Source organism: Halorhodospira sp. 9621 (assembly GCF_022228055.1).
Classification (GTDB): domain Bacteria; phylum Pseudomonadota; class Gammaproteobacteria; order Nitrococcales; family Halorhodospiraceae; genus Halorhodospira; species Halorhodospira halophila_A.
The window spans coordinates 1-14,399 of record NZ_JAJNRD010000018.1 but is presented as its reverse complement, the minus strand read 5'-3'; the positions used below and the strand labels follow the sequence as shown (position 1 = coordinate 14,399).

The window sequence follows — 14,399 nt, the reverse complement described above, 5'->3', positions numbered from 1 at the left end:
CAGGCGGGAGCCCCGGGGGACCGCTCAAGGGCCGGGGCAGCCAGCCGATAACCTCGGGTAGCTCCCGGAACGGCAGGCAGACCCGTTATGTGCAGGCACACCCTTTCTGTCGCGGCGCTGGCCGCGCTGCTCCCCCTGACCGCAACCGCCAACCACCAGCCGCCGGGCTCGGCGCTCGGCTTCGGCGACGCCACCCGCTTCGCCGACACCCAGGGCAGCAAGCAGAACCCCGCCGGCCCGATTGCCGGTAGTGAGCGCGGCGTACGCATGGGAGTCTTCAGTCTTGGGCTCTCCTATGAGGTGGGCGACGTCGACGATTTCGGCGATGACTTCGAGGATCTGGGGGACGACTTCGAGGCGCTCGAGGGGCTGCCCGAGGAGATCGAAGCGCTGGACCCCGTGGATGAAGACGCCCTTGATGATCTCGCCAACCGGATCGGCGAGCTGCAGGATCTGGAGCGGCGCACCAACGACGTGCTCAACGACCTGGGCGAGGACGGTTACCTGACCGCCGGCGCCATGGGGCAGTTCGTTCCCTTCCCCTTCGAGACCACCCAGGACGCCCTGCGCGGTTCGCTGCTTGTCGACCTGGAGTACAGCGCCCGCGGACACCTCTCGGTGCTCCACGAAGGGGAGCTGAAGACTCCCGCGGCCCAGCTGTCGGCTGATTCGGACGACTACGGGATTGGCGAGGGCTGTGACGACCCTTACTGCATCGACGACGAGGGCAACGTCTACAGAGACGGCGATTTGCTCGACCTCGAAGCCGACATCAACCTAGACGGCTTCGGCGGCTACATCCGCAGCGCCATCACCCGGACCTTCACCCTGGGCTACGGCACCACGGTCTACGACAACCCCCACGGGCTGCTCTTCGCCGGCGCGCAGCTCAAGCACCACCAGGTGGAGCTCTCGCGGATGACGGTGGGCTTCGATGACGACGCCGGCAGCAAGCTCAGCGACGAGTTCGGCGAGAACAGCGAGACGGACACGGATTTCGGCGTCGATCTGGGGGTGATGTGGGTCAGCGACCATTACCGGGCCGGGGCGAGCATCGCCAATCTGATCGAGCCCACCTTCGACTACCCGGCGGTGGAGGGCGAGGCCACCTACGACCAAGCCACCGCACGGGGCGAGATCGATCCGGATGAATCCTACCGCATGGAGCGCCAGCTCAACGTGGAAGGGGCGGTGCACACCGCCGACGGGCGCTGGCTGCTCGGCGGCTCGCTCGATCTCAACGCCGCCGACGGTCCCTTTGCCGATGGCTCCGACGACGCCTACCAGTGGCTGACCGTCGGTGGCGCCTACCGCCCACCCCACGCCGCCCTGCCCGGCTGGCGCCTGGGCTACCGGCAGAACCTGGCCGGCTCGGAGATCGGGTATATCACCGGCGGTGTCACGCTCTTCCGGGTCCTGACCCTGGATGCGGCCATGAGCACCGAGACGGTGGACTCCGTGCCCCGGGCGTTCATGTTCAACGCCGGCGTGGGCGTGCGCTTCTAGCCGCCGGCGAGGATCCCGAGCAGCGCGATCCCCAGGACCAGCAGCAGGAACAGCACCCCGGCCATGGCCAGCGCCAGCAGGCGGCTCTCCACCGCGGCGCTCAACCGCGTCAGGGCCACCAGCGACGGCGCCCGCGGGCGCGCCGGCAGCCGCCGCCACGCCCGCCGGCTGGCGTAGCCCAGGCGCACCCCGGCGAGCAACGCCGGCTTGATCCAGTCCCCCTCGGGGATGCGCGGCAGCCGTGCGGCCCCGGCCAGACCGAAGAGCACCGCGGCCACGGCGCCGCCGGCGAGCGCCGGCAGCAGGGCGTCGAGCAGGGCCCCGGGCTGCGCGGTGTAGCCCACCAACTGCGGGGCCACCACCGCCGCCGCCAGCCACGGCAGGGTCAGGGAGAGCAGCACCAGGGCGAGCACTGCCGCCCGCCGCGCCAGCGGATCCGCCCCGCCCTCGCCGCGCCAGGCCAGCAGCAGGAAGCGGATCATGAGTACGGCGGTCAGCGCCGAGGCGAGCAGCAGCAGCGGCTCCGCCGGGGCGCCGAGGGCCTCGGCGCCGAGCTGTTTGCCCGCCCCCTTGGCCAGGGCCCCGCTGGTGGCCGGCACGCCCACCAGGGCGAGCGCCGGCAGCAGCAGGTACGCCCCGCGGTGGCGGCCGTGGAGCCCGCAGCCGAGGAACAGCGCCCCCTTGGCCAGACCGTGGTGCAGGGCGAAGAGCGCCACCCCGGTGAGCGCCGCCCCGGCCAGCGCCGGCTCGAGCAGCGCGGTGCCGGTAAAGGCGGTCATCAGGCCCATCTGACTGACCGTGGAGTAGGCGAGCACTGTCTTGGCCCGGCGCTGGGTCACGCCCACCACGCTGGCGTAGAGGCTGCTGGCCAGCCCCGCCACCACCAGCACCCCGCCGGCCACCGGCAGGGCCAGATCGCCGATGGGCAACAGGCGCCACCACGCCACCAGGGCGGCCTTGACCAGCAACGCCGAGAGCAGCGCACTGGCCGGCACCGGCGCCGCCGGGTGGGCCAGCGCCAGCCAGGCGTGCAGGGGCACCACGCCGGCCTTGACGGCGAAGCCGAGCCCGATCAGTGCCACCAGCACATTGCGGTACGGGTGCTCGACGACCAGCGCCGGCACCTCGGCGAGCGCGGCGTTGCCGCCCTGGGCGGCGATTAGCAGCACGGCGGCGAGCACCGCGGCCTCGGCCAGTACGGCCATGCCCAGGTAGACGCGCCCGGCGCGGAAGGCCGCCGGCGTGCGGAAGTGGACCACCAGCGGGTAAGCGGCCAGGGTCATGGCGGCGTAGGCGAAGTAGAAGGTGGCCAGATCGGCAGCCAGCACCACCCCCATCAGCGCCGCCACGGTGGCACCCAGACCGATGAGCAGCCCGGCGGGCGTCGTGCCGCCGCCGCCCTCCCCGGCCACGGCGAAGAGCAACGCGGCGGCGGCCACCGGGGCGGCGAGCAGCAGCACCGCCTGGCCCATGGGATCCGCCGCCAGCCGGGCGTCGAGCAACAGCCACGGCAGGTTGAGCGTCTGATCGGCCACGGCGATGGCACCCAGGCCAGTGAGCGGTGCGAGCACCAGCAGCACTGCCCCGGTCCGCCGTGCGCCGGCGGCGAGCAGGGCCACCGCCAATAGCGGGAAGAGCACCGGCAGCAGCAGACCGGCGGCCGGGTCGATCATCACAGCGGGTACTCCTGTTCCACGATGCGCTGCGCCCAGTTCAGCGGCGAGAACTCCGCCGCCGCCAGCACGCCGGCGAGCAGTGCTGCCAGCGCCGTGAGCAGCGCCGGATAGAGCAGCCAGCGGTGGGTCTCGGCGCTGCTCGTCCGCGGCATTGCCCCTGGCCAGCCGGCGGGGGCCGGCAGCAGCCAGATCCGCCGCAGCACGGGCAGAAAGTAGGCGGCGTTGAGCAGCGTGCTGGCCACCAGCACGGCCAGGATCCAGTAGAGCTCCTGGGCCAGCGCGCCCAGCCCCAGGTGCCACTTGCTGATGAACCCGGCGATGGGCGGGAAGCCGATCATGCCCAGCGCCCCGATGGTGAAGGCCACCGAGGTCAGCGGCATGCGCCGGCCGACGCCATTGAGCGACTCGATGCGGTGGATGCCCAGGGTCTCGGCGTAGTTGCCGGCACAGAAGAACAGGGTGATCTTCATCAGCCCCTGGTGAACCAGGTGCACCAGCCCGCCGATCAGCCCCAGTGGCCCGCCCATGGCCACCCCCAGGGTGATGAACGAGACCTGGCTGACCGTGGAGAAGGCCAGGCGACGCTTGATGTCCACCTGCGCCAGGGCGCGCAGCGAGCCGTAGAGGATGGTCACCGCCGCCAGGGCGGCGAGCACCGGGGTCACGTTCAGGTCCGCGGCCACGGCGTGGCCGTAGACATCCTGGACAATGCGCACCACGCCGAAGGCGCCGGCCTTGACCACCGCCACGGCGTGAAGCAGCGCGCTGACCGGCGCCGGCGCCACCATGGCGATGGGCAGCCACGCCTGCAGCGGAAAGAGCGCCGCCTTGACCGCCACACCGCCGAGCAGCAGCGCGAGCACCACGGTGGCCGCTCCCGGCGCGGCGGCCGCCCACTCGGCCACCGCCGCCGAGCCACCGGGGCTGAACGGCTGCTCGCCCACCGCGGCGTAGAGCGCCACAGTCCCGGCGAGCAGCGCCATGCCCCCGCCCAGGGTGTAGGCGAGGTAGGTGCGCCCGGCAGCCAGCGCCGCCGGGTGCCCGCGGTGAACCACCAGCGGGTAGGTGGCCAGGGTGAGCGCCTCGTAGAAGAGCAGGAAGGTGAAGAGGTTGCCGGCCAGGGCGATGCCGAAGGTGGCGGCCACGCACAGCGAGAAGAAGCCGAAGAAGCGCGCCCGCTGCGCGGAGTTCTCCAGATAGGCGACGGCGTAGACGGTGGTGATCAGCCAGAGCACCGCCGAGAGCATGGCGAAAAGCAGCGCCAGCGGATCCGCCGCCAGGTGGAAGGTGACGCCGGGGACGACCTCCCAGGCGACCTGGTAGCTGCGCCCCTGCAGGAAGCCGTAGACCAGCAGGGCCACCAGGACCAATTTGACGCTGGCACCGAAGAGGTTCCAGAAGGTGCGCTGACGGCGGCGCTCATCGCGCAGGGCGAAGATGATCACCGCCGTCCCCAGCGAGGCGAGCAAGGCCCACAGCGGCAGCAGGTCCTGGAGCGCGGCGATCATTGAAGCCCCTCCGGTGCGCCCTGCTCCAACAGCCCCAGCGCCGGCATGGCCGAGACCCCCATGGCGTAGACGATGAGCACCAGCAGCAGCGGCACCCACTCCATGATCCGCGGCACCCGTTGTGCCGGGCGCACCTCGGTGTAGCCGGCCGGCGGCGCGGCGTGGGCCACCGCCAGCACGCGGAAGGCGTAGGCGGCGGCGAGCACACTGCCGAGGATGATCACCACCGCCCACGGCCACTGCCCGCCACTGATCGCGCCGCTGAGCAGCAGCCACTTGGCCAGGAAGCCACCGCTGGGCGGCAGGGCCATGAGACTGGCGAAGGCCAGCCCCAGGGTGAGCACGGTGATCGACAGGTACGGGGTGAGCCCGCGCAGGCCCTCGAGCCGATCGTGCCCGAGGCTGTAGAGCATATTGCCGGCGGCGAGGAAGGCGGCGGACTTGGCGAAGCCATGGGCCAGGGCGTGGTAGGCCACGCCCTGCCAGGCGTGCACGGCGGCGGCCGGGATCACCACCATGGGCAGGAGCAGCAGCAGGTAGCCGAGCTGGGCGATGGTCGAGTAGGCGATGACCTGCTTGAGCCGCGGCTGGCGCAGCGCCTGCAGCGAGCCGTAGAGCACCGCCAGCGCCCCCAGGGCGCCGATCAGCCAGCCCATGTAGGTACTCAGCAGCACCGGGAAGACCCACAGCCACAGGCGCAGCACCAGGTAGAGCCCTGCCTTGGCCACCAGCGCCGAGAGCGCCGCACTGGCCGGCGCCGGGGCGTTGCTGTGCGCCGGCATCAGCCACATGTGCAGCGGGAAGACCGCCGCCTTGGCGAACAGCCCGGCGGTGATCAGCGCCGCCGCCACGGCGGTGTGGGCGTCGGCACCGACGAGCTCGCCCACCTCGCGCAGGTGCAGGGTGCCGGTGCCGCCGTAGAGCAGCGCCACGCCGAGCAGATAGGCCAGCGAGCCGAGCAGCGCCAGCAGCAGGTAGCGCATGGCCGCGCCCAGCGACGGCCGATCGCCGGCCATGGCCGCCAGCGGAGCCGCTGTGAGGGTGAGCAGCTCCAGCATGACGTAGAGGTTGAACAGGTCCGCCGAGAGGAAGGTGCCGTTGAGCGTGGCCCACTGCACCAGCCACAGCGGCCAGAAGAGCTCCGTATTGTAGCCCTTGCCGCGCAGGTAGGGCGCGGCGTAGAGCGTGACCGCCAGGCCGACCAGCGCGGTCATGCCGAGCATCAGCGCCGAGAGCCCGTCGGCGTAGAGCTCCACGCCCAGCGGCGGCTGCCAGCCGCCCAGGTGATGGACCTGCGGGCCGTTCTCCGCCACCTGGCGGACCACGTCGGCCACCGCCGCCACCGTGGCCACGGCGCCGAGCAGCGGCAGCCACGGCGCCCGGCGGGCGCGCACCAGGAAGACCGCCAGCGCGGTAAGCAGCGGCAGGAAGAAGGCCAGTGGCAGCGAGAGCGTCGCCACGGCCTACTCCTCGTCCTCGGGCAGGTGGTTGAGCCCGGTCTCGGCGTGGTAGCGGCGCGCCAGGACCAGGGCGAAGGCGGTGGCGCTGACGGCGATGACAATGCCGGTGAGCACCATGGCGTGGGGCACCGGATCGACGTAGTCCGGGTGGCGGCGGGCCAGGGCCACCAGCAGCAGGAAGACCGAATTGCCGAGGACGTTGACGGCGAGGATCCGGCGCAGCAGGTGGCGCTGGGTGATCAGCCCGTAGATGCCGATGCCCGCCAGCGCCCCGGCGATCAGGGAATAGAAGGCGGCCTGGGTCACCGCACCTCCCCGCGCAGGCCGCCAGAGCCGCTGAACAGCAGCACCAGCGGCAGCGCTATGGCCAGCGTCAGCGCCGTCTCGACGAGCAGGATCAGCTCATAGGTCCACTCGGCCGGATAGGCGAGCACCGCCGAGGCCAGGCCCGCGCCGGCCAGGCCGATGGCGCTGAACAGCACCATGCCGCCGACCAGGGCCAGGCGCTCGGCGAAGCTGGTCTCCTCGGTCGGGCGCAGCCGCCCGGTCAGGCGCAGCAGCACGCCGAGGGCGGCGAGCACGGCACCGGCCTGGAAGGCGCCGCCGGGCTGATACGCCCCGGACCAGAGCAAGTAGCCACCGGCGAGCACGGTCATCGGCGCGATGAAGGCGATCAGCGGCTGGACCAGCAGCGGCTCGCGGTGGCTGGCGCGCAGCCAGTCGCCGGGCCCGGCGTGGGTCAGGTCCTGGGCCACCACCCGGGCGGCGAGGAAGGCGACGAAGAGCACGACCACCTCGGAGAGGGTGTCGATGCTGCGGAAGTTGAGCAGCACGGCGGTGACCGGGTTCTCCACCCCGCTCGCCTCGAGCTTGGCCAGGGCCAATCGTCCGGCGGTCTGCTCCGGCGGCTCGAGGCCGACCACCGCCCAGCCGATGCCGGCGATCAGGACGCCGACGAGCACGGCCACGCCCACCGCCGCCCACGGCGGCACCGCCGGCGGGGGCGGCTCGTCGACGTCGCTGCCCTCGGGCAGCAGGGCGCGGTAGGCGGAGAGCAGCAGGGCCCCGGTGATCCCGGCGCCGATGGCCGCCTCGGCCAGGGCCAGGTCGGGGGCGGCCAGGCGCGCCCAGGTCACGGCCATGAGCAGGCCGAAGACGATGAACAGCACCACGCTGCGAAAGAGGATGCGGCTGGCGACGATCTGCCAGGCCAGCCCGAGCAGGCCACCGGCGAGCAGCAGGTCGAAGGTCCAGTCGATCACGGCGGCGTCCTCCGCGCCCCGCCGCGGGCGCGCAGCGAGAAGCGGGCGATCAGGTGCGCCGAGACGGTGGCGGCGATCAGCGCCAGCATCCAGATCAGCACCAGCTTGGCGGCCACCCAGCCGGTTTCGGCCTGCAGGATTAGGGCGGCCACCACGCAGCCCAGGCCCAGGTTGTCGGCCTTGGTCAGCGCGTGCAGGCGATCGAAGACGCCGGGGAAGCGCAGCAGTCCGACAGTGCCGGTGAGAAAGAACAGCCCGCCGAGAAGCAGGAGCCCGGCGCTGAGCGCGTCGAGCAGCGTCATCACTCCTCCCCCTTCTCGAAGCGCCGCGGCACCCGGGTGAAGGCCACGGCGATCACCGCGGCGAGGACCACGAAAAGCAGGGCCACGTCGCGCAGCGCCGGCAGGCCCATGGCCTCGGCGAGCAGCAACAGCACGGCAACAGTGGTGGTGCCGAAGAGCAGTGCGGCAAGCATACGGTCGGCAGCGGTGGGGCCGCGGTGGACGCGCCACAGCCCGGCGAGGAGGTTGAGCAACAGAAAGACGGCGAGACCCAGATAGAGCATCTGCACGGCGCTTACCTCATGCGGCGGCACCGGTGGTGGTCCCGCTCAGGCCGTAGACCGCAGCCACGCGGCGCTCCAGCCCGGCGACCTCGTCTTCGGCCTGCGGGGTGATGGCGTGAACGATGAGGATATCGCCCTCCAGATCGGCGGCCAAGGAGCCGGGGAGCAGACTCAGGGCCGCGACCAGGGCCACCCGTGGCTCGCCGGGGGGCAGCTCGACGGCGTAGCGCAGCCAGTGGCTGTGGATGGGCATGCGCGGATGCATGGCGCGGTAGGCGACATCCACGGCACCGATCAGCGAGCGCACTAGGAAGAAACCGGCAAAGCGCAGTGCCGGCAGGGGGTACCAGGGGTGGATGCGCCGGCCGGCGAAGTAGACGCCAACCCCGGCGGCGGCAAGGATCGTGGCGACGCCGAGCACGCCGCCAAGCCGCCCCTCGGCAAGGATCAGCCAGAGCAGCAGCATGACCGCCGCCGCTCGCAGGGTGCGGCCCAGCCACACCGCGGGGCCGGGCCGGGAGGCGGGGCCTGGCGCCGCCGGCGGGACCACGGGCTAACTCTCGGCGCCCTGGGCCCGGGCGCGCTCGGCGGTCTCGGCACGGCGGCGCTGCTCGGCCTCCCGGTCGCGGCCGCCATCGACCTCGCGCCAGCCCTGGCCGTGCTGGAGGATCAGGGCGGCGAGTGCATCGAGGTGATCGGGGCGGTCATTGAGCGCCGGGATGTAGGAGAGGCGCTCGCCGCCGCTCTCCTCGAAGTACTCGCGGTTCTCGCCGGCGATCTCCTCGAGGGTTTCAAGGCAGTCGGCGGAGAAGCCGGGGCAGACGACATCCAGGTGCTTGACGCCGGACCGGGCGAGTTCGGTGACCGTCTCGTCGGTGTACGGCTTGAGCCACTCCTCGTTGCCGAAGCGCGACTGGAAGGTCACATCCCAGGTGCCCGGCTCCAGGCCCAGTTCCTCGGCCACCAGTCGCGAGGTCTTCAGGCACTGGCAGTGGTACGGGTCGCCGTCGAGCAGGTAGCGCTCCGGCACGCCGTGGTAGGAGAAGAGCAGCCGCTCGCCGCGCCCCTCGCGCTCCCAGTGCTCGCGGATCGAGCGGGCCAGGGCCTGGATGTAGACCGGCTCGTCGTGGTATTGACCGACCATGCGCAGTTCCGGCACCCACCGCCAGCCCATCAGCTCGCGCGCCACAGCGTCGAAGGTGGAGCCGGTGGTGGAGGCGGAGTACTGCGGGTAGAGCGGCAGTACCAGGATCCGCCGCGCCCCGGACTCGCGCAGCCGGCGCAGGGCCGCCGGGATGGACGGGTTGCCGTAGCGCATGCCCAGCTCCACGACGAAGGGGCCGCGATCGTTCATCGCCTGCAGGCGCTGGCGGATGCCGGCCGCCTGGCGCTGACCGATGCTCAGCAGCGGCGAGCCGTCCTCCTCCCACACCTCGCTGTAGGCGGCCGCGGACTTCTTGGGGCGGGTGCGCAGCACGATGCCGTAGAGGATCGGCCACCAGCGCCAGCGCGGGATCTCAATGACCCGCGGATCCGAGAGGAACTGGCGCAGATAGCGGCGCAGGGCCGGTTCCGTCGGCTCGTCCGGGGTGCCCAGGTTGGCGACCAGGACCCCCACGGCGTGCGCTTCATCGTGCTGGAACGTGCTCTTCGCGGAATAGAGTTTCATAGGGCCCGGAGCATATCAGGAGCGGGCTTACGTTGGGGAGTTCAGCGACGGCCGGATGGGGCGAAACTTCCTTACAGTCTGCATATCTGTCATCAATCAGCCGCCGATCCGAGGCTGACCCGGACACCGCCGGCCGGGTAGACTGCGCGTCACACGTAGGCAACCGTCTGGATCAAGGCAATGAGCAACAAGACCCGTGTACTCTTCCTGTCCAACAGCAACGCCTGCCGCTCGCAGATGGCCGAGGGCTTTGCCGAGAACCTGGCCGGCCATCTGATCGAGCCCTGCTCGGCGGGGATCGCGCCGGCGCAGGAGCTCGACCCGCGGGCGGCCAAGGTGATGAGCGAGGACTGGACGGACATCTCGTCCAAGGCGCCGAAGGCGCTGGACCCGGCGGTGCTTGAGCAGGTGGACATGGTGATCACCCTCTCCGAGGAGGCGCAGGAGGCCTGCCCGGAGCTGCCCAAGGGTGTGGAACACCGCCACTGGCCGACCAACGACCCGGCGCAGGCCGGCGCCGACGACGATACGCAGGCGATGAACGCCTACCGTGATGCGCAAGACGAGATCAAGGAGAACATCCTGTTCCTGCTTAACGAGGTGCGCGGCGGGATCGACGAGTTCGAGATCTAAGATCCCGCTGCCCTGCCCCGGCGGCCGGCTCAGCCGTCCTGTAGACGGCTGAGGGCCTCTCGGGCGCGCTCGCCGTAGAAGCCTTCGGCGCTGGCCGCCTTCTCGTAGTTGGCGATGGCGGCGTCGCGGGCGCCGTCGGCCTCGGCCATCTCTCCAAGCGCCAGGTGGGCCGGTGCGGTGGGCAGCAGGCGGGCCGAGCGGACCAGATCCTCGCGGGCGCGCTCGTCGTCGCCGCGGACCCGGTGCAGCAGGCCGCGGTCGAGGTGGTAGCTGAAATAGCCGTCGTTGCGCTCGATGGCGGCGTCGAAGGCGGTGATGGCCTGGTCCTTCTCGCCGAGACGGGCCAGGGCCTGGCCGCGCACGGCGTGGAAGGCGGCCTCTTCGGGATAGGCGTCGATGGCGGCGTCGGCCAGCTCCAGGGCCCGGCGGGGCTCTTTGGCACGCAGGGCCTGCTGCGCCTCGTCGTGCCGGGCGTAGGCCTCGCTGTTCTCCTCGAGCACGCGGATGTGCCGGGCGTAGCGCTCCCCGCCCAGGGTCCAGTCCTCGCCGCCGAGTTCCTCGCGCAGGGCGCGAGCGGTCTCGCGGTTGGCCTGGACGCGCTCCCGGGACGGCGGATGGCTGGCAAAGAGCCCCTCAAGCCAGGAGGGCTCCCGGTCGCCGGCCAGGCGCACGAACTTCTCCTGCAGGGTGACGGCGGCCTCGGGGTCGTAGCCGGCCTTGGCCATGTAGCGGGTGCCGTAGTAATCCGCCTCGAGCTCGGCCTCGCGGGAGTAGCGCTGGCTGATCAGCCCCACGCCGACGCTGGCCCCGGCGACCAGCAGTCCGGAGAAATCGTGGTCCTGGGTAGCCAGGCCGACGGCGGCGACGCCGGCCTGCATGATCATGCCGCGCTCGACGCGCTGGGCACCGTGACGGGCGGCGGAATGGACGATCTCGTGGCCAAGCACGGCGGCCAGCTCGGCTTCATTCTCCATTTCGGTAAGCAGGCCGCGGTTGATGGCGATCTTGCCACCGGGCAGGGCCCAGGCGTTGGGGGTGCCGTCGTTGAGGACGACAAACTCATAGGGCAACCCGGGGCGGTGGCTCTCGGCGGCGACGCGCTGGCCGACCTCGTCGACGTAGGCGACCAGCTCCGAGTCGGCGTTGTAGCGACCGCCCATGCTCTGGAGGGTGGGCTCGTAGTGCTGCTCGCCCATGGCGATCTCCTCGCTCTCGGAGATCAGCCGGAACTCCCGCTCACCGGTGACCGGGTTGACGCCGCAGCCGGACAAGCCCAGCGCCAGCAGCGCCACCGGAATCAGCCATCGCCAGACCTGTCTGCCCTGCATCTTTCCTCCCCTGCCGGGCTGCCGCCGCCCGGATCGTCGCTCCGGATCCGTGGTTCCGTTGTCGGACCTCCTCGACTATAGCGCACCCGCGTCCCGGGCCTCGCGCAACTGCGTGGCGTTGATCAGGAAGACACCGAAGCCGCCGCGCTCGAGCTCCACCCAGGTCAGCGGCAGGTGGCCGAAGGCCTCGGCAACGGCTTCCTCGGAGTCGCCCACCTCGACCACCAGCAGGCCGTCTTCGGTGAGCCGATCCGGGGCACCGCTGAGGATGCGGCGAACCACGTCGAGGCCGTCCTCGCCGGCGGCCAGGGCGTGGTGCGGCTCGTGGCGGTATTCGGCAGGCAGCGCGGCCATGGCCGGGGCATCCACGTAGGGGGGGTTGGTGACGATGAGCTGGTAACGCTGCTGCGGCAGGCCTTCGTAGACGTCGGACTGGATCAGGGCGACGCGCTCGTCCAGGTCGTGGCGGTGGACGTTGACCGCGGCCACCTCGAGGGCGTCGGCGTCGATGTCGGTGGCGTCGATGGCGGCGCCGGGGAAGGCGTAGGCGCAGGCGACGGCGATGCACCCGGAGCCGGTGCCGATCTCCAGCACGCGCTCGACGGCGTCCGGATCCAGCCAGGGCTGAAAGCCGCGCTCGACGAGTTCGGCAATCGGCGAGCGGGGCACCAGCACGCGCTGGTCGATGTAGAACGGCAATCCGGCAAAGAAGGTCTCGTGGGTGATGTAGGGCAGCGGCAGGCGCTCCTGGATACGCCGACGCACCCGGGCCATGACCGCCTCGCGCTCGCCGCGGGTCAGGCGCGCGCCCCAGTAGAGGTCGGGCAGGTCCGCCGGGAGGTGCAGCGCGTGCAGGGCCAGCGCAGCGGCCTCGTCGATGGCGTTGTCGGTGCCGTGGCCGTAGACCAGCCCGGCCTCGTTGAAGCGGCTGGCGGCGTAGCGGACGATGTCGCGCAGGGTCTCGAGACCCTCCGGGGCGTGGTCGATGGGCTCCACGGTGTTCCTCCCTTGGCGTTTGCGCTTCGGTTATGATGGCCGGTTACGGTGCCACTGCCCAGCGATCGATGCACGCGCTGTCGCGCGCTGGAACGGCTTGCGATTTTGGATCCGGGAGCGCCCATGCCGGCAAACCGTCCGCAACGAACCACCCGGCCCCTGCTCGGGGCCCTGCTGGCCGTCCTCTCGGTGCTGGCGGCGGTGATCGGCGTCGGCCTCGCCGCCACCGCCCTGCGCCCGGATCCGGGGGTGCCGGACATCCAGGGCACCTACCTGGAGGATGGCCGGCCCATCGCCGATTTCGTGCTCGAAGACCAGGACGGGAAGCGCTTTTCGTCCACCGACCTCCACGGCAAGTGGACGGTGCTGACCTTCGGGCACACCGAATCCCCGACCACCTGGGAGAACCTGGCGCTGCTGCACAGCGCCCGCGAGCAGCTGGCGCACACGCGGATGAGCGCGCGGCTGCAGGTGGCGCTGGTCAGCGTCAATCCCGATGACGGCCCGGACGAGCTGGCCGACTACGTGGGCCGCTATCCGGCCGCGTTCCACGGCATCAGTGGACCGGTGGCGCGGGTCCGCGAGCTTGCCGGCAGCGTCGGGGTGCGCTACATGGCGCCCAACGGCGGCAACGTGGACGACGGCTTCCACATCCAGCCGGAGGGAGCGCTGCTGGTGATCAACCCCCGCGGCAAGCTGGTGGCGCTGCTGATGCCCCCGCACCACCCGGAGCTGATCGCTCGGGATCTGTTCCGGCTGATGGAGCGCGAACGCGGCGGTTTCCTGCGCAACCTGCTAGAGAGCGTCCGCGAGCGGGTCCGCGAATGAGCGCCGAGCCCGCCGCCCATCTTGCCGACCGGGTCCGCGCCTTCGGGCACCGGTTGCTGCCCACGCGGCTGCTCTCCCGGGTGACCTGGCATGTGGCGCGCTCCCCGCGCCCCTGGCTGAAGAACCGCCTGAATCGCTTCCTGGTCCAGCGCTACGGGCTGGATCTGAGCGAGGCCGAGCACGCCAACCCGTGTGCCTACCCCACCTTCAATGCCCTCTTCACCCGGGCGCTGCGCCCGGGGGCGCGGCCGCTGCCCGAGGATCCGCAGGCGCTGGTCAGCCCCTGCGACGGGACGGTGAGCGCGGTGGGGCATCTGCGCGGCGAGCAGCTGATCCAGGCCAAGGGGATCGAGTACCCCCTGAGTACGCTGCTTGGCGGGCTGGATGCCACACCGCTGCGCGATGGGGCGTTCGTGACGATTTATCTGTCGCCGCGGGATTATCACCGCTTTCATGCGCCGCTGGCCGGGCGTCTGTGTGCCGAGCGGCATGTGCCGGGGCGCCTGCTGACGGTTGCCCCCTGTGCGGTGCGCGCCATCCGCGGGCTGTTCCTGCGCAATGAGCGGCATGTGACGCTCTGGGAGACGGCGGTGGGGCCGGTGGCGGTGGTCCCGGTGGGGGCGGTGAATGTGGGCAGTATTGAGACGGTCTGGGGGGGGGCGGTGGCGGATGCGCCGGGGTTGAGTCGGGATTACGCGCCGGGTGCCGGGGTGTTTTTGGATCGCGGTGAGGAGTTGGGGCGGTTCAATCTGGGTTCGACGGTGATTCTGGTGTTGCCGCGGGGGGCGGTGCGTTGGGCCGATGGTCTGGTGTCGGGGCAATCGGTGCGGATGGGGGAGGTTTTGGGGCGTCTTTAGGGTCGGGGCTCGATCGTGGGGTGGCTCGGTTGGCGGTTGGAGTCCGATCGTGGGGCGGCTCGATTGGCGGCCGGAGCTCGATCGTGGGGCGGCGCGTTAACCGGCGGGTGC

The 14,399-nt window shown here is 71.4% G+C and carries 15 protein-coding genes; 4 read left to right on the top strand and 11 right to left on the bottom strand.

Annotated elements, in window-relative coordinates; genetic code table 11:
- Positions 1–87: 87 nt before the first annotated feature.
- A complete protein-coding gene (traF, locus tag LRF89_RS09170; RefSeq protein ID WP_238636955.1) occupies positions 88–1,506 on the top strand; it encodes a conjugal transfer protein TraF in 1,419 nt (472 codons plus the stop codon).
- Here the strand turns inward: traF and LRF89_RS09165 are convergent.
- The 9 genes from LRF89_RS09165 to hemH all read right to left on the bottom strand — a co-directional run bounded on the left by LRF89_RS09165 (position 1,503) and on the right by hemH (position 9,646).
- Complete coding sequence (locus LRF89_RS09165) at positions 1,503–3,179, bottom strand: proton-conducting transporter transmembrane domain-containing protein (protein ID WP_238636954.1); 1,677 nt, start codon at positions 3,177–3,179, stop codon at positions 1,503–1,505. The genes traF and LRF89_RS09165 overlap by 4 nt on opposite strands.
- Complete coding sequence (locus tag LRF89_RS09160; protein ID WP_238635627.1) at positions 3,179–4,690, bottom strand: complex I subunit 5 family protein; 1,512 nt, start codon at positions 4,688–4,690, stop codon at positions 3,179–3,181. The genes LRF89_RS09165 and LRF89_RS09160 overlap by 1 nt, the downstream gene beginning before the upstream one ends.
- On the bottom strand, positions 4,687–6,150 hold the full coding sequence (locus LRF89_RS09155) for a proton-conducting transporter transmembrane domain-containing protein (protein ID WP_201241517.1): 1,464 nt from the start codon (positions 6,148–6,150) through the stop codon (positions 4,687–4,689). The genes LRF89_RS09160 and LRF89_RS09155 overlap by 4 nt, the downstream gene beginning before the upstream one ends.
- Positions 6,151–6,153: 3 nt before the next feature.
- Complete coding sequence (locus LRF89_RS09150; protein ID WP_201169125.1) at positions 6,154–6,456, bottom strand: NADH-quinone oxidoreductase subunit K; 303 nt, start codon at positions 6,454–6,456, stop codon at positions 6,154–6,156.
- On the bottom strand, positions 6,453–7,412 hold the full coding sequence (locus LRF89_RS09145; protein WP_201169129.1) for a hydrogenase subunit MbhD domain-containing protein: 960 nt from the start codon (positions 7,410–7,412) through the stop codon (positions 6,453–6,455). The genes LRF89_RS09150 and LRF89_RS09145 overlap by 4 nt, the downstream gene beginning before the upstream one ends.
- On the bottom strand, positions 7,409–7,714 hold the full coding sequence (locus LRF89_RS09140) for a cation:proton antiporter (RefSeq protein WP_201169132.1): 306 nt from the start codon (positions 7,712–7,714) through the stop codon (positions 7,409–7,411). The genes LRF89_RS09145 and LRF89_RS09140 overlap by 4 nt, the downstream gene beginning before the upstream one ends.
- Positions 7,714–7,977, bottom strand: a complete 264-nt coding sequence (locus LRF89_RS09135; protein WP_201169150.1) for a monovalent cation/H+ antiporter complex subunit F — start codon at positions 7,975–7,977, stop codon at positions 7,714–7,716. Before LRF89_RS09135 ends, LRF89_RS09140 begins: the two co-directional genes overlap by 1 nt.
- A gap of 16 nt (positions 7,978–7,993) precedes the next feature.
- A complete protein-coding gene (locus LRF89_RS09130; protein WP_201169135.1) occupies positions 7,994–8,443 on the bottom strand; it encodes a Na+/H+ antiporter subunit E in 450 nt (149 codons plus the stop codon).
- A gap of 87 nt (positions 8,444–8,530) precedes the next feature.
- The gene (gene hemH, locus LRF89_RS09125; RefSeq protein WP_238635629.1) at positions 8,531–9,646 is read right to left on the bottom strand and encodes a ferrochelatase; all 1,116 of its coding nucleotides are present in this window, start codon (positions 9,644–9,646) and stop codon (positions 8,531–8,533) included.
- A gap of 180 nt (positions 9,647–9,826) precedes the next feature.
- On the opposite strand from hemH, the gene LRF89_RS09120 reads away from it, so the two are divergent.
- The gene (locus tag LRF89_RS09120; RefSeq protein ID WP_201241521.1) at positions 9,827–10,279 is read left to right on the top strand and encodes an arsenate reductase ArsC; all 453 of its coding nucleotides are present in this window, start codon (positions 9,827–9,829) and stop codon (positions 10,277–10,279) included.
- Positions 10,280–10,308: 29 nt separating this feature from the next.
- Here the strand turns inward: LRF89_RS09120 and LRF89_RS09115 are convergent, their stop codons facing one another.
- Both LRF89_RS09115 and prmB read right to left on the bottom strand, forming a co-directional pair.
- Positions 10,309–11,607 (bottom strand): M48 family metalloprotease, encoded by a 1,299-nt coding sequence (locus LRF89_RS09115; protein WP_238636953.1) that lies wholly within the window; start codon positions 11,605–11,607, stop codon positions 10,309–10,311.
- Positions 11,608–11,682: 75 nt separating this feature from the next.
- The gene (gene prmB / locus LRF89_RS09110) at positions 11,683–12,603 is read right to left on the bottom strand and encodes a 50S ribosomal protein L3 N(5)-glutamine methyltransferase (protein WP_201169144.1); all 921 of its coding nucleotides are present in this window, start codon (positions 12,601–12,603) and stop codon (positions 11,683–11,685) included.
- Between the two features lie 123 nt (positions 12,604–12,726).
- Between prmB and LRF89_RS09105 the strand changes: the two genes are divergently transcribed.
- Together LRF89_RS09105 and asd are read left to right on the top strand one after the other, a co-directional pair.
- Complete coding sequence (locus tag LRF89_RS09105) at positions 12,727–13,431, top strand: SCO family protein (RefSeq protein ID WP_201169146.1); 705 nt, start codon at positions 12,727–12,729, stop codon at positions 13,429–13,431.
- Entirely contained in the window at positions 13,428–14,288 is an 861-nt protein-coding gene (gene asd, locus LRF89_RS09100; RefSeq protein ID WP_238636952.1) for an archaetidylserine decarboxylase, read from the top strand. The genes LRF89_RS09105 and asd overlap by 4 nt, the downstream gene beginning before the upstream one ends.
- Positions 14,289–14,399 lie beyond the last annotated feature (111 nt).

Coding starts and splice junctions, on each gene's coding strand:
- traF (WP_238636955.1), top strand. CDS start 88: ATGTGCAGGCACACCCTTTCTGTCGCGGCGCTGGCCGCGCTGCTCCCC.
- LRF89_RS09165 (WP_238636954.1), bottom strand. CDS start 3,179: ATGATCGACCCGGCCGCCGGTCTGCTGCTGCCGGTGCTCTTCCCGCTA.
- LRF89_RS09160 (WP_238635627.1), bottom strand. CDS start 4,690: ATGATCGCCGCGCTCCAGGACCTGCTGCCGCTGTGGGCCTTGCTCGCC.
- LRF89_RS09140 (WP_201169132.1), bottom strand. CDS start 7,714: ATGACGCTGCTCGACGCGCTCAGCGCCGGGCTCCTGCTTCTCGGCGGG.
- LRF89_RS09135 (WP_201169150.1), bottom strand. CDS start 7,977: ATGCTCTATCTGGGTCTCGCCGTCTTTCTGTTGCTCAACCTCCTCGCC.
- LRF89_RS09130 (WP_201169135.1), bottom strand. CDS start 8,443: ATGCTGCTGCTCTGGCTGATCCTTGCCGAGGGGCGGCTTGGCGGCGTG.
- hemH (WP_238635629.1), bottom strand. CDS start 9,646: ATGAAACTCTATTCCGCGAAGAGCACGTTCCAGCACGATGAAGCGCAC.
- LRF89_RS09120 (WP_201241521.1), top strand. CDS start 9,827: ATGAGCAACAAGACCCGTGTACTCTTCCTGTCCAACAGCAACGCCTGC.
- LRF89_RS09115 (WP_238636953.1), bottom strand. CDS start 11,607: ATGCAGGGCAGACAGGTCTGGCGATGGCTGATTCCGGTGGCGCTGCTG.
- LRF89_RS09105 (WP_201169146.1), top strand. CDS start 12,727: ATGCCGGCAAACCGTCCGCAACGAACCACCCGGCCCCTGCTCGGGGCC.
- asd (WP_238636952.1), top strand. CDS start 13,428: ATGAGCGCCGAGCCCGCCGCCCATCTTGCCGACCGGGTCCGCGCCTTC.